Origin of the sequence: Methyloversatilis sp. NSM2, assembly GCF_038066675.1 — a bacterium.
In the GTDB taxonomy this organism is placed as follows: Bacteria; Pseudomonadota; Gammaproteobacteria; order Burkholderiales; family Rhodocyclaceae; genus Methyloversatilis; species Methyloversatilis discipulorum_A.
The window spans coordinates 1,014,449-1,038,473 of record NZ_JBBUKV010000001.1; the positions used below are offsets into that span (position 1 = coordinate 1,014,449).

Sequence of the window (24,025 nt, forward strand, 5' to 3'; positions counted from 1 at the left end):
AGCAAGGTGCTTTTTTATGCCAAAGGGTTTTTATCTGACCGGTGGATGGGGTTATGGCAACAAGGGAGACAACGCAATTCTTGAGGGAATGAGGCAGTCACTCTCGTCGCGCTTTCCCGATGACTCTCTTACCGTCACCTCCTACTCTCAGGCAGAGATGCGCGAGCAGCACGGCATCGAGTCCATAAAGTCCGTGCATAGGCTACTGTGGAAACGTGCGCCGCTCGGCCTTCTTCGCTGGATTGGCATTTTCGTGTGGCGAGCGACGGATCTGAAGGTCCTGCTTGTGCCTTCACTCCGGAAACATCAGAGTCTCATGCGACAGGCTCGTGCGGTCATCATGGGTGGCGGAGGCTACTTCAATGATGCGTGGCCGGACATGTTGCGCAGTCGATACGTCGAGATCGATCTCGCTCGCTCGGTCGGCACGCCAGTGGTGATCTACGGGCAGACCCTCGGACCCTTCTCAAAGACGACCATCGATCGTTCTCTGGGTCGCTATCTTGGCTACGTCACCAAAATTGCGTTCCGTGATGCACAGTCGCTCAAGGTCCTCGAGGCGGCGGGGGTTCCGGAAAACAAGCGTGTACTCAGTGCGGACGAAGCGAATCTCCTCTCTGTACGCCCGCCCCTTGAACCGAAGCGCACGGGACGCAAGGTGGTTGGCGTAATGATCCAGAAGTTTCGCCCACATCTTGGCCCGTCAGGCCCCTCACCGGCTGGATCGATACCGGACGAGGGTAGTTATGTGCAGCGCGTCGTTGAAGCGTTGGGCGACGTAGCGACGAAGAATCCGGACGTCGACTATTTGTTCATCCCGAGTACGCGATGGGATGAATCAACGGTTCGTCGAGTGGCCGACGAATTGAGGACAAAATTTGATGGGCGAGTTCAGATTATTTCCGACCCAACCGCAGATCAGTTCATTCGCGCCTGTCAGAACGTCGATCTGATGGTAAGCACCAATATGCATCCGATTATCCTCGCGGCAACTGCTGGCGTTCCGAGCGTCGCAATCTCTTATCACTATAAGCTCGATGATTTCATGGCGTCGATAGGTCTTGATAAATACATACAAAGGATCGACGATTTTTCCGCACTTGATCTATCGGCAACCATCAATACTGCATCAAGAAGCCTCGAAACAGATTCCAACGAACTGAAGACCTTCCATTCATCAGTTAAAGATCTGGCGAAAAACAACGCAGAAACTCTCTTCGACGCGGTAAATTAGAGTGGAGGTTAATAATGGTTGATTCGCGCGGGCGATGGGTTGTAGTCAGCTTTTTTTCGCTTTTGGCAGTGATTTCAGCGCTCGCCATATCAATTGGGTTTTTTCAATTTGTAATTCTTCCGGCAGGGCTGATAGGCTTGGTTGTTTTTGGTGCATTTCTTCGCGGAAACGCAAGGCTAGCAGAGTTCATGCTTTTGTTTGCAGCAATCGCATACGTAATTTTAAGCTTTCTTTGGCCGCGATATGTTGCCTTCTGGGTCCCGGGTCTTCCATCCATAAATATGCAGAGAATTGCAAACATAGCGGTGCTGTTCGTAATGTTCTCATCGCTTTTCTCTGTTCCATCCTTTAGGTCAAAAATAGGTCAGTCATTTCGAGACTATCCGTTTTTTTGGATCTGTTTTCTGCTGTTCGAGGTTTTTAGGTTTATATCCATATTCTTCTCAAGCGATTTTGGTGTTAGCGTATATCAGTATATCAACGAAATATTTGTGCATGCGGTATTTGTTTTTCTCGGTGTTTTTCTTGGCTCGTCAATAAAATACTTCGAGATCTTTGTTATTGCGGTCTCCTTTTGTCTGGTCGCCTCTTTTGCGGTTGCGCTTATCGAAGTAGTAAGGGGGGGGAATTTATTTGCCGCGTTTGTTGATCCAGACAACGCTTATGTGCAGTGGGCATTAAGCAACAAAGTAAGGGGCGGCGCTTATCGAGCACAGAGTACCTTCGGCCATCCACTTACCTATGCTGAATTTGCATCTGTTGCTTTGGGAATCTCCCTCTGCGTACTCTGCTTCGGGAAGTTTGGAACAAAGAAGGTCTTGGTGGCGCTAGCTCTCGTCGGTGCAGCTATCGGAGGTGTTCTGCTCTCGCGGTCAAGAGCTGGGTATGCTGCAGCGGCTGTCGCTGGTTCTTTGATTTTTACTGCACCTTTCTTCTCTGCAATCATTCGCAAAACTCTATCTCTTCGAAGTGCGACATTCTGGGCTCTTTCGTCGAGTTTGGTTCTAACGGCCGTTGCTGCAGTTGCGTATGTGGTAGTTGATCATGCATTCGGATCGCAATCATATGATGTTAGCAATTCAGCGCGGATAACGATGTTTGTGCGTGGATGGGATCTTTTACTGCAGTCGCCTATTGTAGGTTACGGCGTTGGCCTAGCAGCTGAAGTAATTGGGGTTAGAGCCTATAGTGGCGTTTCTCGATATACTGTAGATAGCCTTATTCTTTCATACGCGGTAGATTCGGGTTTCGTTGCGCTATTGTCGTTTCTGGGTTGTGTTTTTGCGGTCTTAATTAGTGCGCTCGCGTCGCTAAGAAATTCAAGTGAAAAGTACTGGTACATTTGGTATTCGATGATCGCTTCCGTGCTTTCATTTTTCGTTTTTAAAGTTATTCTTTCTCTGTCGGACAATAACTTTTTCATGTACATAATATTTGGCCTAATTGTCTCGGCGCTATCCAGATCAACTTCGAAGATTGCGAACCCCCCTGGCTAAAGAATTATGTCGATCCCAAATGTATTGGTTGTTCTTGTTAACTGGCGCCGATCAAGCGACACTATAGAGTGCTTAAAAAGCTTGAGGCGAAATACCTATGGCAAATTCGCTGTCGCCGTGTGCGAGAATGGTTCTAACGACGGTTCGGACTTGGCTCTTCGGAATTACGTTAGAGAAGTGACTTCCGCGGTGGAAACTTGCGAGAGCGAAAGTGATGAAACTGTTCTAATCGGTAAAGAACTTGATCGGGATCGTTACTATTTGATCGAGTCAACGAAGAACCTTGGGTTTGCTGGTGGTAATAATCTGGCGTATCGAATTGCGTCTCGATTTGATTTGTTTGATTACGTCTGGTTTTTGAATAATGACACGGAAGTTGGGCCTGAGGCAATTTCAAGTTATGTAAATAAAATGACTAATGACTCGTCGGTTGGAATTTGCGGCGCGACATTGGTCTATGCGCATGATCGCGAAACCGTCCAAGCGTTCGGGGGCGCGCGTTACAACCCTTTCTTCGGTTTGGTTTGCGAGATTGGCCAAGGCAAGAAATGGCCGTGCAACGTCGATGCGGCTAAAATTGCTTCGGATATGACTTACGTGTCTGGCGCCTCGATGTTTGTCTCCAAGGAATTTTTGGATCAGGTCGGATTGATGTCCGAGGACTACTTTCTTTATTTCGAGGAGCTAGACTGGGCCCTTCGTGCAAGGAAGAGTGGTTTTAAGATGGAGTACTTGAGTGAGGTTGTGGTGTTCCACAAGGAGGGCGCTGCTCTTGGCTCGGGAAAGAGCGATAAGCGCAGCCAGTTATCTGAGTATTATGCGATTAGGAACAAGCTTAGAATTACGTTACGCTTTTACCCATATGCATTTCCAACTGTTTATTTAAGTTCTTGGCTTCAAGTTTTAAAGCGTCTCTTGCAAGGACGGAGTAGGCATGCATTGCTGATGGCTAAGGTTCTAATCGGTACGCAGAGGCCGATGCCGTGATGAGTCAAATTCGGTTACCTATCTTTCTGTTGATTTTGCTTCTCGCTTCATCGGTCTCGTACGCGTGCGACGGTTTCGAGCTATCAAAGGGCCCTTTCCAGGTCATAGATCGCTTCTCAAACGAGTTCAACATTGGAAGTTGCGAGCTAAAGGGTTCTAGAGCGATTGCACTTACCGGGACTATTTCTCGTCTTGCGAGTAAAACCTCTTATTCTCTGAGTGTTAAGTTTCTTTCTGGGACTGGGGCGCGCATCGGGATTGACTCAGGAGCAACCTATGTCGGCAATGCAGATGAGGTTGAACTTGACGAGTATTTCTTAGTTCCCGCTGGAGCAAGCAAAGCAGTTTTCTTTATCAAAGTTGAAAGTAGACGTCCTAGCGACCAAGTGGCTGAACTCATAAACGGCCGTGTTCATCGAGCGTTTCCCGTCTCGATTCACGCAAAGAATGGTTATGTTTCACGGTTCGGTGACTCGGTCGAGTGGGTAGTTGCATCGCATGATAGGGTTCTCGACGTCTCGGCCATTATAAGTGTTCGAGATATTGGTGGCGGAGTTGTGAGTAGTAGAGAGCTTCGTATCCCGGCCGGTGCTGAACGAGGTATTATAAGATTCGATGATATCCCGTTGGGTTATTATTCCATTGAGGCAAAATTCTTGTCTGATGGACATCGCGGAGTGAACCTTTCTTCATCGTTTGCAGTCTTTAAGTCGAATGCTAACGATATTCCTGACAAGAGATTCGGACTTGATGCTGCTTTAAGTTGGTATGGTGGGAGCGACGACGAGGTTAGGATGGCGTTGGATCTCATGAAAAAGGCGGGCATCGGAAGTGTCCGAGACCGACTTAGTTGGGCTCAAGTCAACCGCCGCCAGGGTCAGTTTGAGTGGGGCCGTTACTTGGACGTCGCTCGCATGACGTCACTGGCCGGTTTTGATGTTGCAACGGTGTTTCACGACTCACCGGCTTGGACGCGGCCAAATGATCAAGACCTCTTGAGGAATGATAAGAAGCCGCCGGTGCTAAATGAAGCTGCTCGCGAATTTGGCTTGCGGTTCGCTCAGGATGTTGGTCAGTATATAAATTACGTTGAGTATTGGAATGAACAGAATAGTGATTTTTTTCGTGGGCTTCCTTTTCAGTATGCGGCGGGTCTCAAAGAGTTCGCTGCGGGCGTGAAGGAAAAGCGTTCGGCCGTTTCGATTCTTCTTGGGGCGCCGACCGGATCCCCCGGAGTGTTTTTCGATGAACTCTATTCGAACAACGTCATTAGGTTTGTTGATGGCGTCTCTATTCATTATTACAAGGCTCCGGGAGAGTTTATTTCTTTCTACTCGAATGAGTTTTTAAGGAATTATCGACTTCACTCTAGAGATATTCCCGCAACTTGGGTTACTGAGACTGGGGCGCCGGTTGTTCTTGATGAATCAGGATCTTTTCTTAAATCTGAACTTGACCAATCTACGTATCTGGCAAAGACGTTTGTTGAGCTTCTTGCTAGTGGCCAAGAAAGAGTTTTTTATTTTTTTCTTCGGGATTTGGTTGAGCCCGAATTTGGTATATGGGGGGTTCTCAGACGAGATTTCTCTCCCCGGCCCTCCTACGTCACCCTGGGCTCGTTAATCCGCCATCTTGAAGGTGCGAAATTTGTCGCTAGTGTTCGGAATCAAAAATACTCCATTTTCTTTTTCAAGCGACCCGATGAATTTCGCTACCGAGCTGTTGCGTGGGGGGAGGGTAATCCTGACAAGCTGCTTGGAAAGTATCAGACAGTTCAGGATCACTTTGGTCGAAGTGTGGGTGGGAGAATGCTTTCGAGAGAGCCGCTCTTTTTTAGTGAGGTCGAATCTCTGCCGAATGCTGCCGCCGTTGCAGTTGGCGAAAGCGTCGTTTATTCACGCGATATTCCAAAGGTGCGGCTCTCGTCCAACTTGCGAGTAGATGGGGTCGAGTTCGGTGGCGTTAATGAGAACGGCACTTCTATTGCTGTTTCGGATGGAGGAGCGATATCTCTGTTCGGGGTTGTTGACGGGGTGGCGACAACAGATCAGTTGCGTGTAAGGTGCGCGGCATCAACTGGAGTGGATTTGCTCGGTCCTTCCTTTTCGGAGCTCAAAGAAGACAGTAATAAGCGCAAACGATTTGAATGTGCTTACAGGGCTGGGGCTTCGCTTGCAAATCAGTCTTTTGTTAAAGTTGAACTTTTTTTAAAGGGTCAATTGGTTGATTACTCAAAGGTCGTTCTTAAGCCCGATATTAACCTCTTCGCTAAGCGCTCCCATTACTCCTCTGATGGGTTAAGGAAGTGCTTAAGGTGGTTGGTGCGCTCATCTCCTTCGGTTAGAGTAACCTTGGGGGGCGAATCTAGGGGTGTAAGTGGATGTGTTACACCTTCGGTTGTTAGCAGGCAAACGGTGAGTGGAGATGCTTGGGTCTTTCCTTACGCGAAAATCGACCTCGGGCCAGAGTCATTTCGAGGTGTCGCTGTTGAGGTTAGAGGGGTTTCGGGTGCTCCGTTTCCACCCAAGAACTTTGTTCTTCAATTGGTTGAACGATCGGGTGGTATTTGGCTGGTTGATTTAGAAGCGCGAGACATTGGTGGTGTAAAATCTTATGTAGGTCTTTTTGGTCTTGCGAAGCGTGCCCCTTGGAAGCCTAGTTCGAGTCAAAGCCTTCAATTGTCAGAGGTGCATGAGTTGATGTTCGGATGGGGCGGGTATGCTGGGAAACAGGGGGATGTATTTGGATTCTCAATCGGAGAGGTTGAATTCGTGCGTTGATTTTTTTAATTCTCGCAGTAAGTTATGACTAAACTGGTGCTCAATTTGTCTATGCTCGGCCCACAACCGACAGGACTAGGCGTCTATTCCGAAAGGTGTGCCTACTCCCTCGCCGAGCGCTTTCAGCTCGATCTGATAGCAGGTCACGGATCGCTGCCCGATGCGCCGGTGTGTGTGCGAGCACCGGATTCAGTTGCAATCGGGTCCGGGAAGGGCGCCGCGATTCGCCGCCAGTTGTGGATGCGGCGGCTTCGCTTCAGTGCCGATACGCTCGTGTATTCGCCCACGCATCACGGCTTGCCAATGCAGGATGGGCAGATCATCACGGTGCACGACCTGATCTGTCTGCGTTTTCCGGCTCAGCACCGCCCACAGTATCTGTTCTTTCGCTTTGGCCTCCCGAGACTGCTCAGGAAGTGCAGGGCGGTATTCACGGTGTCGGAAACGACACGCCAGGATATCGCTGAGACTTATGGCTTTCCCGAAGACCGGATATTCGTGGTGCCGAACGGGGTGGACCGCTCTCTCTTTCTGGAGCAGAGGGGCTCGGCCATTGAGCGCCCATATCTATTGATGGTTGGTGCCCGTTACCCGCACAAGAATATCGATGAGGTGCTTGAACGGCACGTGCATTGGGCTGACCGTTACGAGTTGCGGATCACCTCATGCTCCGGCGATTACCGGATGTCGCTGGAGCGCAAGGTTCAGGCGCTGGGGCTCGCGGGATGCGTTCACTTTCTCGATTACGTCACGCGCGAACAGCTGATCGGGCTGTATCAGCGCAGTGCTGCGCTGCTTTATCCGTCGAAATGGGAAGGTTTCGGAATCCCGCCACTGGAAGCCTTGGCCTGCGGTGTGCCGGTGATTGCTTCCGACATTCCGGTGCATCGCGAGGTGCTGGGCGAGGCCGGCATATTCGTCCGCCTTGGTGATGATGCCAGTTGGGGGGAAGGGCTGGCGCAGCTGGATAAGCCGGAACGAATCTTGCATGTCAAGGAAGCAGCCGGTCATATGCTGGAAAGATGGTCGTGGGAACATTCTGCTGAAGCCCTGCAGGCAAGCCTTCTGGTGGTGGAACCTTCGTTGGCGAATCGTCTTAAAGAGCACACGTCTGGTGCGCAGAAGGCTTGTGCATGACCCAACGAGAGGAGTTTTCAATGCACGCCGGGCGCGTCAATCCGGTCATCGTCAATTACCGCACGCCCGACCTGGTGCTGAAGTGCGTGTCGTCCATTCTTGCTCATGGAGTGGCTGCCGCGGAGGACATCATCGTTGTGGAGAACGCGTCGCCGGATGACTCCGCCATGCGTCTGCGGGAATCGCTGCCATCGCGTGTCCAATTGGTGGTCGCCGAGCGCAACGCAGGTTTCTCGTCTGGCATCAATATCGGCCTTCAGCATGTCAGCCGTGAGTTCGTGCTGGTGTTGAACCCGGATACTTACTTCGTCGATACCAGTATCGAGCGCGCGCTTGCTCTGCTCGATGAAGCGCGTGATGTCGGTTTGGTCGGACTTGACCTCATCTACCCCGACGGCGAGCGGCAGTACTCGGCGCGTCGTTTCTACAGCGTGCTGGACATCATTGGGCGGCGGCTTCCGATCGGCAAGTACTGGCCTGTCCGTCAGCGCGTGGATCGACACATGATGAAGTCGGACTGGCGCTCGGGCGAGCCATTCCCTGCCGAGTGGGTAATGGGTACCGGCTTTGTCATCCGCAGGGAATTGTTCCAGCGTCTGGATGGAATGGATGAGGCCTATTTTCTTTACATGGAGGATGTGGATCTCTGCGCGCGGGTCTGGGAAGCTGGCTACAAAGTGATGTGTGTTCCGGGCGCTCGACTGGTGCATGACCATCAGCGATCGAGTGCTCAGAACCCTCTGGGCCGCACTGGGCGCATGCACCTCAAGAGCCTGGAGATCTTCCGCCGGAAGTATCGCCTCCCTCTCCTTGTGCCACCCGGAGTTCATGGCCTGAAACGCTGACTCGGCGGCAGCTCCTCTTTCGTATTCTTCTTTGCAGGAAGCCTCCATGACCATCCTGGTAACCGGCGGAGCCGGCTTCATCGGCAGCAACTTCGTTCTCGACTGGCTGGCAGGCAGCGACGAGCCGGTCGTCAATCTCGATGCGCTGACCTACGCGGGCAACCGCGCCAACCTGGCATCGCTCGATGGCGACGCGCGTCACATCTTTGTGCACGGCGACATCTGCGACCGCGATCTGATCGACCGCCTGCTCGCACAGCACCGTCCGCGCGCGATCGTGCATTTCGCTGCCGAATCGCACGTCGATCGCTCGATCCACGGTCCGGGCGAGTTCATGCGGACCAACGTCACCGGTACCTTCACGCTGCTGGAAGCCGCGCGTGGCTATTGGGGCGCACTCGAAGGCGACGACAAGGCCGCCTTCCGCTTCCACCACGTGAGCACCGACGAGGTCTATGGTTCGCTCAAGCCCACCGACCCGCCTTTCGCCGAAACCAATGCCTACGAACCGAACAGCCCCTACTCGGCGAGCAAGGCGGCGAGCGACCACCTGGTGCGCGCCTGGCACCACACCTACGGCCTGCCGGTGGTGACCACCAACTGCTCGAACAATTACGGGCCGTATCACTTTCCCGAGAAGCTGATCCCGCTCATCATCGTCAATGCGCTGGCCGGCAAGCCGCTGCCGGTTTATGGCGACGGGCAGCAGGTGCGTGACTGGCTGTACGTGAAGGATCACTGCGCGGCCATCCGCGAAGTGCTGGCGCGCGGCAGACTGGGCGAGACCTACAACATCGGCGGCTGGAACGAGAAGCCGAACATCGACATCGTGCGCACGGTGTGCGCGCTGCTCGACGAAATGAAGCCTGACGCCGCGGGCCCCTACGAGCGGCTGATTACCTATGTGAAGGACCGTCCCGGCCATGACCGGCGCTACGCGATCGACGCGCGCAAGATCGAGCGCGAATTGGGCTGGAAGCCGGCGGAAACCTTCGACACCGGCATCCGCAAGACGGTGCGCTGGTATCTGGACAACCAGCCCTGGGTGCAGGACGTACTCAGCGGCGGTTACCGCGACTGGGTGAGCAAGCAGTACGGCCCCGAAGCCACCGCCGCGTAAGTCCTCAGATTTCTCGTTTCAGGAGCATTCCCATGACACGCAAGGGCATCGTACTGGCCGGTGGATCCGGCACGCGCCTGCACCCGGTGACGATCGCGGTATCGAAGCAGCTGATGCCGGTCTACGACAAGCCGATGATCTACTACCCGCTGTCGACGCTGATGCTGGCGGGCATACGCGAGGTGCTGGTGATCTCGACACCGCAGGACACGCCGCGCTTCCAGTCCTTGCTGGGCGACGGTTCGGCCTGGGGCATGAAGATCGAGTACGCGGTGCAGCCCAGCCCGGACGGCCTGGCGCAGGCCTTCATCATCGGCGAGGACTTCATCGGCGGTGAGCCGTCAGCGCTGGTGCTCGGTGACAACCTCTTCTACGGCCACGAATTCGCGCACGACCTGAAGTCGGCCAGCGCACGCGAGGCAGGGGCTACGGTATTTGCCTACGGCGTGACCGATCCGGAGCGCTATGGCGTCGTCGAGTTCGACGCGAATGGTCGCGCGATCAGCCTGGAAGAGAAGCCAGCAAAGCCGCGCAGCCGCTACGCGGTGACCGGACTGTACTTCTACGACGGGCAGGCGAGCGAGATCGCCAAGGGCCTGAAGCCGTCGCCGCGCGGCGAACTGGAAATCACCGACCTGAACCGTGTGTATCTGGAACGCGGCGAACTGGAGGTGCAGGTGATGGGCCGTGGCCACGCCTGGCTGGACACCGGCACGCACGACTCGCTGATCGAAGCGGCGCAGTTCATCCAGACACTGGAAAAGCGTCAGGGCCTGAAGATTTCCTGCCCGGAAGAGATCGCCTGGCGTCAGGGCTGGATCGATTCCGACCAGCTGAAAAAGATCGCCACGCCGCTGGCCAAGAGTGGTTACGGCCAGTACCTGCTGCGCATCATCGACGAACAGGTGTTCTGATGAAGGTGATCGAAACAGGTATCCCTGGGCTGCTCGTGCTCGAACCAAAGGTGTTCGGTGACGCCCGTGGCTTCTTCATGGAGAGCTTCAACGCGCGCACCTTCGCCGAGGTGACCGGGCTGAAGCTGGACTTCGTGCAGGACAACCACTCGCGCAGCGGGCGCGGGGTGCTGCGCGGGCTGCACTACCAGGTGCAGCAGCCGCAGGGCAAACTTGTGCGGGTGTCGCAGGGACGGGTATTCGACGTCGCGGTAGACCTGCGCAGGTCATCGCCGACCTTCGGCCAGTGGTACGGGGTGGAGCTGAGCGGCGAGAACCACCGGCAGTTCTGGGTACCGGCTGGCTTCGCACATGGCTTCTACGTGCTGAGCGAGACGGCGGACTTCCTGTACAAGACCACGGACTACTACGCGCCGGAGCACGAGCGCAGCCTGGCGTGGAACGACCCGACGGTCGGAGTGCAGTGGCCGCTCGAGGGGGAGCCGCTGCTGTCGGCCAAGGACCTCGCAGGCAAGCCGCTCGGTGGGTGCGAGGTGTTCGAGGCGCTTTGAGGCGGCGGCGCCTTTCCTGCTTGAACGGCCTTGGCGGCGAGTCGGCCGCTGTTGTCTGTCGGTTTCGATCAAGGCTGCCGTCGGGGTCAGAAGACCCCTCCCACAGAAACCTGGCCTGGGCTCCAGCCGCGGATCTGGCGTGCCGGCTGTGGGAGGTGCCTTGGCTGCAACTCGGCTTATGCAATCTCCGGGCTTCGATCAAGGCTGCTTTCGAGGTCCGAAGACCCCTCCCCCAGAGGACCGCTATCTCCCATAGAACGCCGACCGCCTCTGCGGAATCCCGCTCCGTGTGCTCAGCCCACCGTATCCCCCCGCGGCGGCGGGCCGAGCCTCTCCAGTTCGGCCTCCTCATCCGGCTCATACAGCCGCGAGCGGGTGAGGAAACGGATGCCTTCCGGCGATTCGATCGAGAAGCCGCTTCCACGGCCGGGCACGACGTCGATGATGAGGTGGGTGTGCTGCCAGTATTCGAACTGCGACGCGCTCATGCAGAAGGGCATGCCGCCGATTTCGCCGAGGAGCACGTCGGAGCTGCCGAGTATGAATTCATTGCGCGGGTAGCACATCGGGGCGCTGCCGTCGCAGCAGCCGCCGGACTGATGGAAGAGCAGGGCGCCGTGTTTGGCGGCGAGCCTGGCGATCCATTCGAGCGCTTCAGGGGTGGCGCTGACGCGGGTAACCATGGGTTCTCCTCCTGCGTGGGTTCTTGTGTAATTGATGACCGTGCTGTGCCGGGTATGGTTGTCGGCGCAGGGCGGTCGAACGGATGCTGGCTGCCGATTGTTGTAGGAGCGGTCTTCTGACCGCGACAGGGCCGGCAACGATGCACCGACGCTTCCCATACCGCCGCGGTCGCGGTCAGAGGACCGCTCCTACATGGTCAGCGCTGTCGACGAAAAAAAGGGGCGCCGGAGCGCCCCTTTCTCATTGCTGCCTCAGAAGAAGCCCAGCGCCTTCGGCGAGTAGCTCACCAGCAGGTTCTTGGTCTGCTGGTAGTGGTCCAGCATCATCTTGTGCGTTTCGCGACCGATGCCCGACTGCTTGTAGCCACCGAACGCGGCGTGTGCCGGGTAGAGGTGGTAGCAGTTGGTCCATACGCGGCCGGCCTGGATGTTGCGGCCGAAGCGGTAGGTGCGATGCACCGAGCGCGACCACACGCCGGCGCCGAGGCCGTACAGCGTGTCGTTGGCGATCTGCAGCGCGTCGGCTTCGTCCTTGAAGGTGGTCAGGGCGAGCACCGGGCCGAAGATTTCTTCCTGGAACACGCGCATCTTGTTGTGGCCCTTCAGCACGGTCGGCTGGATGTAGTAGCCGCCGGTTTCCGATTCCTGACGCTTGGCGCCACCGATCAGCACTTGCGCGCCTTCCTGGCGGCCGATGTCGATGTAGGACATGATCTTTTCGGCCTGGTCGGAGCTGGCCTGGGCGCCGATCATCGTTTCGGTGTCGAGCGGGTGGCCGCCGCGCACCTTGGCAACGCGGGCGATGGCGCGCTCGATGAACTGGTCGGCGATCGATTCCTGCACCATCGCGCGGCTCGGGCAGGTGCAGACTTCACCTTGGTTCAGCGAGAACATGGCGAAGCCTTCGAGGCACTTGTCGAAGAAGTCGTCGTCCTTGTCCATCACGTCGTCGAAGAAGATGTTGGGCGACTTGCCGCCCAGTTCGACGGTCGACGGGATTATGTTCTGGGACGCATATTGCAGGATGAGACGGCCGGTCGTAGTTTCGCCGGTGAAGGCGATCTTGGCGATGCGCGGGCTGGTGGCCAGCGGCTTGCCGGCTTCGATGCCGAAACCATTGACGATGTTCAGCACGCCCGGCGGCAGGATGTCGGCGATCAGTTCGGCCAGCACCATGATGGAAACCGGGGTCTGCTCGGCCGGCTTCAGGATGATGCAGTTGCCGGCGGCCAGCGCCGGAGCGAGCTTCCACGCGGCCATCAGGATGGGGAAGTTCCACGGGATGATCTGGCCGACCACGCCCAGCGGCTCGTGGAAGTGGTAGGCGACGGTGTCGTCGTCGATTTCCGACAGGGAACCTTCCTGGGCGCGGATGCATCCAGCGTAGTAGCGGAAGTGGTCGATGGCTAGCGGGATGTCGGCAGCCAGCGTTTCGCGGATCGGCTTGCCGTTGTCCCAGGTTTCGGCGACGGCCAGCATTTCGAGGTTGGCTTCGAGGCGGTCGGCGATCTTCAGCAGTACGGCGGCACGACCGGCCGGCGAGGTGCGGCCCCATGCGTCGCGCGCCTTGTGGGCGGCGTCGAGCGCGAGTTCGATGTCGGCGGCCTGCGAGCGGGCGGCCTGGCAGAAGACCTTGCCAGTGACGGGAGAGACGTTGTCGAAGTATTGACCCTCGACAGGCGCCACCCACTTGCCGCCGATGAAGTTGTCGTAACGGGGCTTGAAGGTGATTTTCGAACCGGGTTGGCCGGGGTCGGCGTAACGCATGTACTTTCTCCTCGTGTTGTCGATTGCCCCTGCGGTCGGCCACAATGCATGACAGAACAACACAGGGTCACCGCGCACGCTAATGCGGCGCAGGTAGGTATCCGGTAGGTAGCTTGTGGGTTGAGTGGTGGAGCGAGACCAATGACAGCTTCAAGTGCAAGTCTGGCGGCACGCCGGCGGCGCATCGAATCGATCCGGCGCGGCGAGCGCACGGTCGGTGAGCGCATCGTGGTGGTCGGCATGGACATCGCCGGCTCGTGGCAGCGCTCACGCGAGGCCGTGTCGGAAACCTGCTCGGCAGCGCCGATCGACGCCGACGCGCCGGACTGGACGACGACCCCGTACGGCGAGGCGGTCAATTCATGTGTCGACGAACTGGAAACCGTGGCCCGCGAAAGCGGCATGGTGGCGGCGGTCAGCGACGCTGACGGCCGCCTGCTCTGGACCGGCTGCAGCCGCAGCATGCGCACCCGCGCCGAACGCGTGCATTTCGTGCCCGGCGGGCGCTGGGACGAGCGCTCGGTCGGCACCAATGCGCTGGCGCTGGCGCTGCGCTACCGTCGCCCGGCCAGCGTGTTCTCGGCAGAACATTTCATTCCGGCCGTGCAGGACTGGGTGTGCTACGCCGCACCGGTGCGCGACGCCGGCAGTGGCGAGGTGATGGGCGTGGTCGATCTGTCGACCACCTGGAACCGTCATTCACCGCTGGCGCTGCACGCAGTCGAGCGCTTTGCGCAGCGCGTGTCGCAGGCGCTGCAGTCGTTGAGCCACGCACCGGTGCTGCGCCTGCGCATGCTGGGCACGCCGCAGGCTTTCCTGCAGGGCAGGGCGCTGGCGCTGTCGCCGCGCCAGCTTGAAATCCTGTGCCTGCTGACACTGCACCCCGAAGGGCTGGATCTGGAAAGGCTGCACGCCGCGCTGTACGGTGATCGCCCGGTCGGCGTGGCGACGCTGAAGACCGAGGTGTCGCAGCTGCGCGACCGTCTGGGTGGGGCCATCGGCTCGCGGCCCTACCGGCTGCTTGTTAACTGGCAGGCGGATTTCCGCGATCTTGAGCAGGCACTGGACGCCGGCCGCATCGAAACCGCGCTCGCCTGCTACCGCGGCGCCTTCCTGCCGCGCACCGAAAGCCCGCTGCTGCGCGTCTGGCGCGACTGTCTCGAATCCCGCCTGTCGGACGCCATCTTCCGTGTCGACGACCCCGATGTGCTGCTGAATCACCTCGGCCAGTCGCCCGAGGCGGTCGATGCGCTGCAGCGCCTGGGCGAACTGCTGCCACCGGACCATCCCGGCCGGCAGTTGCTGGCAAGGACCTTCGGCGAAGTTTGAGGGCGTCACGCCGGATCGCCGCTGCAGCAGCTTTGAGCGGTGTGCAGGTGCCCTGTCGCGGCCAAGGCTACTCCCACAGGAGAGCGGCGCGCGAACGGTCGCCAAGGCGGGCTTCTTGTAGGAGCGGTCTTCTGACCGCGACAGCGCCCCGGATTACCCTCGTGCTTCCGCCGCTCCGCGAGTCTCAAACAAGCCAGACAGCATCCCAATGCGGATAATCACCCACCCGGGCGACGAGCCCGGCGCGCAGCGGGTTGGCCACGATATAGCGCGCGACGGCGCGCACGTCGGCTTCCGTTCTGATCGCCCGATCGTGATAGCCAGCCTGCCAAATCGGGCGACCGATCCTCAGGGCGCTGACACTCTTCACCGTACGCACCAGAGCTGACAGAGTGCTGCCGTCGCCGAGCCGGATCAGCCAGTGCAGGTGATCGGGCATCAATACGTAGCACAGACTGCAGGAACGGCTGCGCAAGGCCGTGCAATGCATGACCTGTATGACTGCTCGTGCATGGCAGAGGTCGACGAAGACAGGCAGGCGATACCGCGTGGCTATCGTCAAGTGATAGATCTGACCGGGCGTCGATACCCGGCCATGACGCAGCCGATGATGTCCATGGTCGTTTTCCATGTATTCATCATATTCAAGGGCGGGCTGTTGGTCATGGAAATCGGTTGGGGCTGCTCTCCGAACGCGGCGGTGGAATGAGAGACGTGCGGGATCGCCAGCCGTGTCGCGGTCAGAGGACCGCTCCTACGGGGGGAGAGGCGCGATCTGCCCGGTAGGTCGTGCCTGCAGGCCGCGAGCGGTCGACAGGAGCCCTATATACTTCGCCCGACTTCACGCCAGGAGCCCTGATTTGATCCGCATCAGCAGCCATTTCGACAGCGGTGCCATCGAGGTGCTGGACTGTTCGGACGCGTCGAACATCCGTCTCAATCTGCCGGCCGACAATGCGGCGGATTTCCGGCAGTGGTTCCACTTCCGCCTGCAGGGTGCGCGCGGTCAGGCTTGCGTGCTGAGCTTCGAGAACGCTGGGCAGTCGGCGTATCCAAGTGGCTGGGACGGTTACCGCGTGGTGGCGTCCTACGACCGGCGCAACTGGTTCCGGCTGTCCGCCGGCCAGTACGACGGACAGCGTTACAGCTTCCGCATCACGCCGGACTACGACAGCGTCTATTTCGCCTATTTCGAGCCCTATGGCTGGGATCGTCACCTCGATCTGCTCGGCGCGGCCGACGCGGCGCCGGTGGCTTCGGTCGACGACCTCGGGGCAACGCACGACGGACGCGACCTCAACCTGATCACCGTCGGCCGCCCGGCTCCGGGCAAGCGCAAGGTGTGGATCACCGCCCGCCAGCACCCGGGCGAGACGATGGCGGAGTTCTATGTCGAGGGGCTGCTGGAACGGCTTTACGACACGTCCGACCCGGTGTCGCGCCGGCTGCTCGAACGCGCCTGCTTCCATATCGTGCCGAACATGAATCCGGACGGCTCGGTGCGCGGCAATCTGCGCACCAATGCACGCGGTTGCAATCTGAACCGCGCATGGCGCGAGCCGGACATGGATTTCAGCCGCGAAGTGGCGCTGGTGCGCGAGCGCATGTTGGTCACGGGTGTGGATGTTTTCCTCGACATCCACGGTGACGAGACACTACCGTTCGTGTTCATCGACGGTAACGGCATGGTGCCGGGCTTCACCGAGGCGCAGGGTGTGCAGGAGAAGCGTTTCTGCGATGCGCTGCTGGCCGCCAGCCCCGATTTCCAGGTGGGCGAGGGCTATGCGCCGGACCGCTTTACCGACGAGTTGCTGACGCTGGCGTCGAAATGGGTGTTCAACCACTTCGGCTGCCTTTCACTGACGCTGGAAATGCCATTCAAGGACAACGCCCATCTGCCCGACGGACTGTTCGGCTGGAGTGCCACACGCAGCCGCCGCCTCGGCGCCGCGACGCTGCAGGCGCTGCTGGCCGTGCTCGACCGCGACTGATCCGTCTGTGTCCTGCTTGCTTTCCTCTCCGCAGCGTTCACCTCAGATTTCACTTTTCGCCGGAAACTCCTGAATGAAAATCACCGTAATCGGCACCGGGTACGTAGGCCTGGTCTCTGGGGCCTGCATGGCCGAGATGGGCAACGACGTGCTGTGTCTGGACCTTGATCCGGAGAAGATCCGCATCCTGAAGGAAGGCGGCATTCCGATCCACGAGCCGGGGCTGGACGCGGTGGTTGCGCGCAACGTCGAAGCGGGTCGGCTGCACTTTACGACCGACGTGGCCGAAGCAGTGCGCTTCGGCACCATTCAGTTCATCGCTGTCGGCACGCCGCCGGACGAAGACGGCTCGGCCGACTTGCAGTACGTGCTGTCGGCGGCGCGCAACATCGGCCGGCTGATGACCGATTACAAGGTGGTGGTCGACAAGAGCACGGTGCCGGTGGGCACGGCCGACAAGGTGAAGGCGGCGATCGCTGACGAACTGGCCAAGCGCGGCCAGGAGATGGAATTCGCCGTGGTGTCCAACCCGGAATTCCTGAAGGAAGGTGCTGCGGTCGAGGACTTCATGCGTCCGGACCGCATCGTGGTGGGTGCCGACGACGAACGCGCCATCCACCTGATGCGCGCGCTCTACGCTCCGTTCCAGCGCAACCGCGACAAGCTGGTGGTGATGGACGTGCGCAGCGCAGAGCTGACGAAGTACGCCGCTAACGCGATGCTGGCCACGCGCATCAGCTTCATGAACGAACTGGCGCTGCTGGCCGACCGCATGGGTGCGGACATCGAAATGGTGCGCCAGGGCATCGGCTCGGACCCGCGCATCGGCTACCACTTCCTGTACGCCGGCTGCGGCTACGGCGGCAGCTGTTTCCCGAAGGACGTGAAGGCGCTGATCCGCACCGCCCGCGAGAACGGTCAGGACCTGAAAGTGCTGCAGGCGGTGGAAGACGCCAACGACGTGCAGAAGATGGTGCTGGTCGACAAGATCGTCGCGAAGTTCGGCGAAGACCTGTCGGGTCGCCGTTTCGCGCTGTGGGGACTGGCGTTCAAGCCGAACACCGACGACATGCGTGAAGCGCCGAGCCGCGTGATCATCAACGAACTGTTCCATCGCGGTGCGACGGTGACGGCCTACGACCCGGTGGCGATGGCGGAAACGAAGCGCATCTACGGCGACGAGCCGCGGCTGACGCTGGCCGACAAGCCGATGGACGCGCTGGAAGGCGCGGACGCGCTGCTGATCGTGACGGAGTGGAAGGAATTCCGCAGCCCGGACTTCGAGCGGATCAAGTCGGCGCTGAAGCAGCCGGTGATCTTCGACGGACGCAATCTGTACGAACCGGAGGTGCCGCGCGCCGCCGGCATCGAGTACTCGGCCATCGGCCGTCGTTGATCCTCGCCCGATGAAAGTCCTGCTCACCGGCGCTGCCGGTTTCATCGGCATGCACGTGGCGCTGCGCCTGCTCGAACGCGGCGACGAAGTGGTCGGGCTGGACAACCTGAACGACTACTACGACGTGCGGCTGAAAGAAGCGCGGCTGGCCCGACTCAAACCGGCTGCCGGCTTCCGCTTCGTGAAGATGGCGGTCGAGGACCGCGACGGCATGGCGAAGCTGTTCGAAGCCGAGCGCTTCGACCGCGTCGTGCACCTCGCCGCCCAGGCCGGCGTACGCTATTCGCTGCAGAATCCGAACGCCTACATCGACGCCAATATCGTCGGCTTCATGAACGTGCTCGAAGGCTGCCGGCATTCGGCGGTGAAGCATCTGGTGTACGCCAGCAGCTCCAGCGTCTATGGCGGCAACACGAAGATGCCGTTCAGCGAGGCCGACAGCGTCGATCACCCGGTCAGCCTGTACGCCGCGACCAAGAAGGCCAACGAGCTGATGGCGCATACCTACAGCCATCTGTACGACCTGCCGACCACCGGTCTGCGCTTCTTCACGGTCTATGGCCCGTGGGGCCGCCCGGACATGGCGCTCTTCCTGTTCACCAAGGCGATGATCGAAGGGCGGCCGATCGACGTGTTCAACCACGGCGACATGCAGCGCGACTTCACCTATATCGACGACATCGTCGAAGGCGTCATCCGCACGCTGGACCGGGTGGCTGAGCCGGATGCAGCCTTCGACGGCGACCATCCGCACCCCGGGCATTCGAAGGCGCCATTCAGGGTGTTCAACATCGGCAACCAGGGGCCGGTGCAACTGATGGAGTTCATCCAGGCGATCGAGAAGGCGCTGGGCATCACCGCACAGAAGAACCTGCTGCCGATGCAGCCGGGCGACGTGCCGGCGACCTATGCCGACGTGTCGGAACTGACGGCCTGGACCGGCTTCTCGCCAAGCACCGCGATCGACGACGGCGTTGCGCGCTTCGTCGCCTGGTATCGCGACTACTACCGGGTCTGAACGACCCGCGTCACTTAGACAAGGGCGCCGCTGGCGCCCTTGTCACTTCTTCAGCTTGTAGTCGATCGGCAGCAGGAATTCGAGCCGCTGGCCGGCCAGTGCCGCTGGCACCGGCGGCAGCTTCGTCTTCTTCACCAGCGCCAGCGCTGCTTCGTCCAGCACCGACTGGCCGGATTCGTCGACCAGGGTGGCTGATACGAGTTGGCCGTTCTCGATGACGATGAGCACCTTGGGCGTACCTTCCAGCCCGCGCATCGCGGCCAGTCGCGGATAGGTCTGCCCCTTCTTGATCTCTGCCGACAGCGCCTGACCGTAACCTGCCTTCAGCGACTGGAAATCGACGCTGGGCGCGGCAGGCGCCGGCGCGGGCGCAGGGACCGGCGCCGGTGCGGGCGGCGGAGGCGGCGCATCGATCGGTGGCAGCGGAGCCGGCGGCGGCTGCACCGGCACCACGCGTTCCTCGGGTGCAGGCGACGGCGCTGCCGGCGCGGCCAGCACTGGCAGCGGTGCCTGTTGCGGCACCGGCTTCGGCGGCTTGGGCACCGGTTTGGGCGGCGGTGGAGGCGGGGGCGGCTCGACCGGCTTCGGCGGTGGGGGAGGCGGTGGCGGGGGCGGCGGAGGTTCTTCCTTGATCATCCGCACGTCGACGCGAATCTCGGTCGGCGGCACGCGCGGCACGTATACCGACGCACGCCAGACGACGAAGCTGTGCACCAGAATGGACGCGACGAAGGCGGCAGCCCAGAGCCAGGAGCGGAATCGCGTGAAGTCGCTGAAGTAGGCGACGTAAGGCGGACGGAGGACGGAAGTCGGATTCATCGGCGAGGCGGTGGCAAGCCCGGATGAATGGTTTGTTCTGTTCCGGGCGGGGCAGCCGCGGACTTTACTTCAATTGCCGCGTCCGGTGCACCGTCGGGAAAACGTCCCGATTGCTGTTGCCGCGCAGCAATCATGCGATGGCGCGCGGATGTCGCCGTATTACCCGCAGCAGGATGACGCCGATCATCACGCCCGCCAGCACGGTCGACAGCAGCGTCGCCAGCCAGAAACCGGCCGCACCCATGGGCTGCGCGATCAGCGCGATGCCAGCCCCAGGCAGGCCGTGAAAGGCGAGTACGTAGCCGCTGCCCAGCCCGACACCCCAGAAGCAGACGGTGTGCACGATCATCGGTGCCACCGTCACCTTGTAGCCGCGCAGCGCGAACGAAGCCAGCGTGTGCGCGGCATCGATCAGCACGAACAGCGCGACATAGGGCAGCAGACTGCGGGCGACGCCCAGCACCGCCGGGTCCTTGCTGTAGAAGGCCAGCACCGACTCGCGCGACAGCCACAGCAGCAGGCCGACGAATACCGCGAGCACGCTGGCCATCGCCAGGCCGGTCAGTGCGGTGTGGCGGGCGCGCAGCCAGTCGTGTGCGCCGGCTGCCTGACCGACCAGCACCAGCGTGCCGCTGCCCAGCGCCAGCGGCAGCATGAAGCAGACGCCGTTGATGTTGGCGATCACGCGGTGTCCGGCGACCACGTCGGCGCCGAGCCGGGCGACGAACAGCGCGATCAGCGTGAAGCTGGTGATCTCGACGAAATTCGATACGCCCATCGGTCCGCCCAGCCGCAGCATTTCGCGCTGCGCCCAGGCCCTGGGCGCCTGCCAGTCGTGAAAGGGGCGCAGCGCGCGCAGCTGCGGCGAGTGCTTGAGCCACAGCAGTGCGCAGACCACCGACAGCCAGTTCACCACCAGCGTGGACAGCCCGCAGCCGAGGGCACCCAGCGGCGGGCCGAACGCGCCGGTGGTGAGTGCCCACGCCAGCGGCACATGCACCGCGAGGCAGGCCAGCATGATCAGCATCACCGGCCGCGGCTGGCCGATACCGTTCATCAGCGCCTGGAAGGCGCGGAACAGCAGTGCGCCAGGCACGGCAAAGGCGAGGGCGAGCAGGTAGTCGCGCGTTTTTGCCTCGACCACCGGATCGAGCTGCGACAGCGCGAGCAGCGGGTCGGGCAGGGCGAGCAGCAAGGCACCGGGAACGGACAGGAACAGCGCCATCCACACCGCCTGCTGGAAGGCAGGTGCGATGTCCTCGCGCCGGCCGGCGCCGACGTGGTGCGCGATGATGGGCGCTGCGGCATACAGGATGCCGATCAGCGCGATCACCACCGAAATGAACAGGCCGCCACCGACCGCGACGGCGGCCAGATCGGCGGTCGCGTGATGGCCGGCGATCAGCGTGTCGGCGACATTGGTGCCTATGCTCGCCAGCTGCGACACCAGCATCGGTGCGGCCAGCGCGAAGATGCCCGCAGCGGTGCCGCGGCGGGCGTCGGCGGTCACGATTCCGCCAGAGCGCGCGCAGCGTCGGCGACCAGCGCCGGGCCACGGTAGATCAGGCCGCTGTACAGCTGCACCAGCTGCGCGCCGGCGTCGATCTTGTCCTTCGCGTGACGACCTTCGGTGATGCCGCCAACGCCGATCAGCGCGACCTTGCCGTCGAGCTTCTGCGCCAGTGAGCGCAGCACGGCGGTCGATTTCTCGCGCACCGGCGCGCCCGACAGACCGCCGGCTTCGCCGCCGTGCGGCAGGTTCTCGACACCGGTGCGCGACAGCGTCGTATTGGTCGCGATCAGCGCATCGATGTGGTGGCGCACCGTCGCCTCGGCGATCGCGTCGATCTGCTCGGCGTCCAGGTCGGGCGCGATCTTCAGTGCGATCGGCACGGTGCGGCCGGCGGCGGCGTCCAGCTTCTGCCGCTCGGCGTCGAGTGCGCCCAGCAGCTGGTTCAGTTCATCCGCACCTTGCAGCTGGCGCAGGTTCTTCGTGTTCGGGCTGGAAATGTTGACCGTGATGTAGCGCGCGTAGGGGTGGGCGCCACGCAGTCCGATCAGGTAGTCGTCGGTCGCGCGTTCGATCGGCGTGTCGGCGTTCTTGCCGATATTGATGCCGAGAATGCCGCCCTCGCGCACCCAGCGCGAGCGCTTCACGTTGTCGATCAGCGCATCCAGGCCCAGGTTGTTGAAACCCATGCGGTTGATGATGCCCTGCGCTGCCGGCAGCCGGAACATGCGCGGCTTCGGATTGCCCGGCTGCGGGCGCGGCGTGATGGTGCCGATTTCGATGAAACCGAAACCGAGTCGCGCCAGCCCGTCGATCGCGGCGCCGTTCTTGTCGAGACCGGCGGCAAGGCCGACCCGGTTCGGAAAGTCCAGACCCATGCAGCGCACCGGATCGGCTGCGATGCGTTGCAATGGCACCAGCCCCGGATGTTTTGCCAGCGTGCCCAGCGTCAGGTCATGGGCACGTTCGGCGTCGAGCGAAAACAGCAGCGGGCGCAGCAGCGGGTAGAGCATGGGTGGAATCCGGGTTGCAGGTCGCAGCGGTGCGACGCAAAGGCGCGGATTATCGGCCCGGCGGCGGGGGCAGGCAACCAGCGGGGGCGGTGGCAAGAGCCAGGGTTGCGTGGAAAGGGCTTCTGACATCGACGGCGGTCTGCTGAAGCCGCATCGCGACCAGAGGTCGCTCCCACGAAAGCACTCCCTGACGTCGGCCGGAGCCGGGGTCTTGTGGGAGCGAGCTTGCTCGCGATTGTGACCTCGATCGAAGCCGGCGGCCTGCTGAAGCCGCATCGCGACCAGAGGTCGCTCCCACGAAAGCACTCCCTGACGTCGGCCGGAGCTGGGGTCTTGTGGGAGCGAGCTTGCTCGAGATTGTGGCCTCAATCGAAGCTGACGGTCTGCTGAAGCCGCATCGCGACCAGAGGTCGCTCCCACAAAAGCACTCCCTGACGTCGGCCGGAGCCGGGGTCTTGTTGGAGCGAGCTTGCTCGCGATTGCGGCCTCAATCGAAGCTGACGGTCTGCCGAAGCCGCATCGCGACCAGAGGTCGCTCCCACGAAAGCACTCCCTGACGTTGGCCGGAGCCGGGGGCTTGTGGGAGCGAGCTTGCTCGCGATTGCGGCCTCAATCGAAGCTGACGGTCTGCCGAAGCCGCATCGCGACCGCAGGTCGCCACAAGGGAGGCGCTAAAGCCCCAGGTCGCCGTCGTTCAGTTCGCGCCAGACGCTGTCGATGCGGCCTTCGAGTGGGCGGAAGCGGGCCTTGTAGGCCATCTTGGCGCTGTCGCGTATCCAGTAGCCCAGGTAGACGTATGGCAGGCCGAGCAGGCGCGCCAGGCTGACCTGCCACAGGATGTTGTAGGTGCCATAGCTGGCGCCTTCGACGTCGGGGTCGTAATAGGTGTAGACCGACGACAGGCCGTCGTCGAGGATGTCGATGATGCTGACGATGCGCAGCGGAGCGTCCGGCTCGCTGCCTTCGCGGAATTCGATCAGCCGCGTATCGACATGGCTCTGCAGCAGGAAGTGCGAATACTGTTCGCGCGAGTCCTGGTCCATGCCACCGCCGCTGTGACGGCTCGACTGGTAGCGCTGGTACAGCGCGTAATGCTCCTCGCGGAAGGACAGCGGCGCCTCGCGGGCGACCAGGTTCTCGTGTCTTTTTTCAGAGCGACGCTGCGTGCGCGAGGCGGTGAAACGGTTGACCGGCAGGCGGACCGGCGTGCAGGCGCGGCAGGCGTCGCAATAGGGGCGGTAGGTGAACACGCCGCTGCGACGAAAACCGGCGCGCACCAGATCGCTGTAGAGCCGGGCGTCGATCAGGTTGGACGGCGTGGCGACCTGCGAGCGCGCAGTGCGGCCCTGCAGGTAGGAGCAGGCATAGGGTGCCGTTGCATAGAACTGCAGCGTGGTGAAAGGCAGGTCCTTGAGCAGCGCCATCGCGTCAGCGG

General features: G+C 60.5%; 20 protein-coding genes. 13 read left to right on the top strand and 7 right to left on the bottom strand.

Features of this window, described 5'->3' with window-relative positions:
* Positions 1 to 16: 16 nt before the first annotated feature.
* Genes WJU27_RS04540 through rfbC form a run of 9 tightly spaced genes read left to right on the top strand, consistent with a single transcriptional unit; the run spans position 17 to position 11,064 of the window.
* Complete coding sequence (locus WJU27_RS04540; protein WP_341421266.1) at positions 17 to 1,234, top strand: polysaccharide pyruvyl transferase family protein; 1,218 nt, start codon at positions 17 to 19, stop codon at positions 1,232 to 1,234.
* A gap of 14 nt (positions 1,235 to 1,248) precedes the next feature.
* Complete coding sequence (locus WJU27_RS04545; RefSeq protein WP_341421267.1) at positions 1,249 to 2,730, top strand: O-antigen ligase family protein; 1,482 nt, start codon at positions 1,249 to 1,251, stop codon at positions 2,728 to 2,730.
* A gap of 6 nt (positions 2,731 to 2,736) precedes the next feature.
* The gene (locus tag WJU27_RS04550) at positions 2,737 to 3,717 is read left to right on the top strand and encodes a glycosyltransferase family 2 protein (RefSeq protein WP_341421268.1); all 981 of its coding nucleotides are present in this window, start codon (positions 2,737 to 2,739) and stop codon (positions 3,715 to 3,717) included.
* Positions 3,714 to 6,497: a hypothetical protein gene (locus WJU27_RS04555; protein WP_341421269.1), complete on the top strand. Its 2,784-nt coding sequence runs from the start codon at positions 3,714 to 3,716 to the stop codon at positions 6,495 to 6,497. Before WJU27_RS04550 ends, WJU27_RS04555 begins: the two co-directional genes overlap by 4 nt.
* Before the next feature lie 24 nt (positions 6,498 to 6,521).
* The gene (locus tag WJU27_RS04560; RefSeq protein WP_341421270.1) at positions 6,522 to 7,634 is read left to right on the top strand and encodes a glycosyltransferase family 4 protein; all 1,113 of its coding nucleotides are present in this window, start codon (positions 6,522 to 6,524) and stop codon (positions 7,632 to 7,634) included.
* Positions 7,631 to 8,479 carry a glycosyltransferase family 2 protein gene (locus WJU27_RS04565; protein WP_341421271.1) on the top strand — a complete coding sequence of 283 codons (849 nt, stop codon included), beginning with the start codon at positions 7,631 to 7,633 and terminating at the stop codon, positions 8,477 to 8,479. Before WJU27_RS04560 ends, WJU27_RS04565 begins: the two co-directional genes overlap by 4 nt.
* Before the next feature lie 46 nt (positions 8,480 to 8,525).
* Positions 8,526 to 9,599, top strand: a complete 1,074-nt coding sequence (rfbB, locus tag WJU27_RS04570) for a dTDP-glucose 4,6-dehydratase (RefSeq protein ID WP_341421272.1) — start codon at positions 8,526 to 8,528, stop codon at positions 9,597 to 9,599.
* 32 nt (positions 9,600 to 9,631) lie between these two features.
* Positions 9,632 to 10,513, top strand: a complete 882-nt coding sequence (gene rfbA, locus WJU27_RS04575) for a glucose-1-phosphate thymidylyltransferase RfbA (protein ID WP_341421273.1) — start codon at positions 9,632 to 9,634, stop codon at positions 10,511 to 10,513.
* Complete coding sequence (gene rfbC / locus WJU27_RS04580) at positions 10,513 to 11,064, top strand: dTDP-4-dehydrorhamnose 3,5-epimerase (RefSeq protein ID WP_341421274.1); 552 nt, start codon at positions 10,513 to 10,515, stop codon at positions 11,062 to 11,064. The genes rfbA and rfbC overlap by 1 nt, the downstream gene beginning before the upstream one ends.
* A gap of 293 nt (positions 11,065 to 11,357) precedes the next feature.
* Here the strand turns inward: rfbC and WJU27_RS04585 are convergent, their stop codons facing one another.
* Complete coding sequence (locus tag WJU27_RS04585; RefSeq protein ID WP_341421275.1) at positions 11,358 to 11,747, bottom strand: DUF779 domain-containing protein; 390 nt, start codon at positions 11,745 to 11,747, stop codon at positions 11,358 to 11,360.
* 252 nt (positions 11,748 to 11,999) lie between these two features.
* Entirely contained in the window at positions 12,000 to 13,514 is a 1,515-nt protein-coding gene (adh, locus tag WJU27_RS04590) for an aldehyde dehydrogenase (RefSeq protein WP_304001007.1), read from the bottom strand.
* A 141-nt stretch (positions 13,515 to 13,655) separates the two neighbouring features.
* Between adh and WJU27_RS04595 the strand changes: the two genes are divergently transcribed.
* Positions 13,656 to 14,843: a GAF domain-containing protein gene (locus WJU27_RS04595; protein WP_341421276.1), complete on the top strand. Its 1,188-nt coding sequence runs from the start codon at positions 13,656 to 13,658 to the stop codon at positions 14,841 to 14,843.
* A 184-nt stretch (positions 14,844 to 15,027) separates the two neighbouring features.
* On the opposite strand, the gene WJU27_RS04600 is transcribed toward WJU27_RS04595, so the two are convergent.
* A complete protein-coding gene (locus WJU27_RS04600) occupies positions 15,028 to 15,474 on the bottom strand; it encodes an REP-associated tyrosine transposase (RefSeq protein ID WP_341421277.1) in 447 nt (148 codons plus the stop codon).
* Positions 15,475 to 15,703: 229 nt separating this feature from the next.
* Here WJU27_RS04600 and WJU27_RS04605 point away from each other — a divergent pair, with 229 nt between their 5' ends.
* The 3 genes from WJU27_RS04605 (at position 15,704) to WJU27_RS04615 (ending at position 19,248) form a co-directional block, all read left to right on the top strand.
* On the top strand, positions 15,704 to 16,834 hold the full coding sequence (locus tag WJU27_RS04605) for a M14 family metallopeptidase (RefSeq protein WP_296811608.1): 1,131 nt from the start codon (positions 15,704 to 15,706) through the stop codon (positions 16,832 to 16,834).
* Positions 16,835 to 16,907: 73 nt separating this feature from the next.
* On the top strand, positions 16,908 to 18,230 hold the full coding sequence (locus WJU27_RS04610; protein ID WP_341421278.1) for a UDP-glucose dehydrogenase family protein: 1,323 nt from the start codon (positions 16,908 to 16,910) through the stop codon (positions 18,228 to 18,230).
* Between the two features lie 10 nt (positions 18,231 to 18,240).
* Positions 18,241 to 19,248: an NAD-dependent epimerase gene (locus tag WJU27_RS04615; RefSeq protein WP_341421279.1), complete on the top strand. Its 1,008-nt coding sequence runs from the start codon at positions 18,241 to 18,243 to the stop codon at positions 19,246 to 19,248.
* Between the two features lie 42 nt (positions 19,249 to 19,290).
* Here WJU27_RS04615 and WJU27_RS04620 read toward each other — a convergent pair whose 3' ends face one another.
* The 4 genes from WJU27_RS04620 to WJU27_RS04635 form a co-directional block, all read right to left on the bottom strand.
* Positions 19,291 to 20,067, bottom strand: a complete 777-nt coding sequence (locus WJU27_RS04620) for an energy transducer TonB (protein WP_020164789.1) — start codon at positions 20,065 to 20,067, stop codon at positions 19,291 to 19,293.
* A gap of 130 nt (positions 20,068 to 20,197) precedes the next feature.
* On the bottom strand, positions 20,198 to 21,577 hold the full coding sequence (locus WJU27_RS04625) for an MATE family efflux transporter (RefSeq protein WP_341421280.1): 1,380 nt from the start codon (positions 21,575 to 21,577) through the stop codon (positions 20,198 to 20,200).
* Positions 21,574 to 22,590, bottom strand: a complete 1,017-nt coding sequence (locus tag WJU27_RS04630; protein WP_341421281.1) for a quinone-dependent dihydroorotate dehydrogenase — start codon at positions 22,588 to 22,590, stop codon at positions 21,574 to 21,576. Before WJU27_RS04630 ends, WJU27_RS04625 begins: the two co-directional genes overlap by 4 nt.
* 671 nt (positions 22,591 to 23,261) lie before the next feature.
* Positions 23,262 to 24,014: an arginyltransferase gene (locus WJU27_RS04635; RefSeq protein ID WP_341421282.1), complete on the bottom strand. Its 753-nt coding sequence runs from the start codon at positions 24,012 to 24,014 to the stop codon at positions 23,262 to 23,264.
* Positions 24,015 to 24,025: the final 11 nt, after the last annotated feature.

What these genes read in the sequence shown, in the direction of transcription:
- WJU27_RS04540 (WP_341421266.1), top strand. Translation starts at nt 17, where the DNA reads ATGCCAAAGGGTTTTTATCTGACCGGTGGATGGGGTTATGGCAACAAG.
- WJU27_RS04545 (WP_341421267.1), top strand. Translation starts at nt 1,249, where the DNA reads ATGGTTGATTCGCGCGGGCGATGGGTTGTAGTCAGCTTTTTTTCGCTT.
- WJU27_RS04550 (WP_341421268.1), top strand. Translation starts at nt 2,737, where the DNA reads ATGTCGATCCCAAATGTATTGGTTGTTCTTGTTAACTGGCGCCGATCA.
- WJU27_RS04560 (WP_341421270.1), top strand. Translation starts at nt 6,522, where the DNA reads ATGACTAAACTGGTGCTCAATTTGTCTATGCTCGGCCCACAACCGACA.
- WJU27_RS04565 (WP_341421271.1), top strand. Translation starts at nt 7,631, where the DNA reads ATGACCCAACGAGAGGAGTTTTCAATGCACGCCGGGCGCGTCAATCCG.
- rfbB (WP_341421272.1), top strand. Translation starts at nt 8,526, where the DNA reads ATGACCATCCTGGTAACCGGCGGAGCCGGCTTCATCGGCAGCAACTTC.
- rfbA (WP_341421273.1), top strand. Translation starts at nt 9,632, where the DNA reads ATGACACGCAAGGGCATCGTACTGGCCGGTGGATCCGGCACGCGCCTG.
- rfbC (WP_341421274.1), top strand. Translation starts at nt 10,513, where the DNA reads ATGAAGGTGATCGAAACAGGTATCCCTGGGCTGCTCGTGCTCGAACCA.
- WJU27_RS04585 (WP_341421275.1), bottom strand. Translation starts at nt 11,747, where the DNA reads ATGGTTACCCGCGTCAGCGCCACCCCTGAAGCGCTCGAATGGATCGCC.
- adh (WP_304001007.1), bottom strand. Translation starts at nt 13,514, where the DNA reads ATGCGTTACGCCGACCCCGGCCAACCCGGTTCGAAAATCACCTTCAAG.
- WJU27_RS04595 (WP_341421276.1), top strand. Translation starts at nt 13,656, where the DNA reads ATGACAGCTTCAAGTGCAAGTCTGGCGGCACGCCGGCGGCGCATCGAA.
- WJU27_RS04600 (WP_341421277.1), bottom strand. Translation starts at nt 15,474, where the DNA reads ATGGAAAACGACCATGGACATCATCGGCTGCGTCATGGCCGGGTATCG.
- WJU27_RS04610 (WP_341421278.1), top strand. Translation starts at nt 16,908, where the DNA reads ATGAAAATCACCGTAATCGGCACCGGGTACGTAGGCCTGGTCTCTGGG.
- WJU27_RS04615 (WP_341421279.1), top strand. Translation starts at nt 18,241, where the DNA reads ATGAAAGTCCTGCTCACCGGCGCTGCCGGTTTCATCGGCATGCACGTG.
- WJU27_RS04620 (WP_020164789.1), bottom strand. Translation starts at nt 20,067, where the DNA reads ATGAATCCGACTTCCGTCCTCCGTCCGCCTTACGTCGCCTACTTCAGC.
- WJU27_RS04630 (WP_341421281.1), bottom strand. Translation starts at nt 22,590, where the DNA reads ATGCTCTACCCGCTGCTGCGCCCGCTGCTGTTTTCGCTCGACGCCGAA.
- WJU27_RS04635 (WP_341421282.1), bottom strand. Translation starts at nt 24,014, where the DNA reads ATGGCGCTGCTCAAGGACCTGCCTTTCACCACGCTGCAGTTCTATGCA.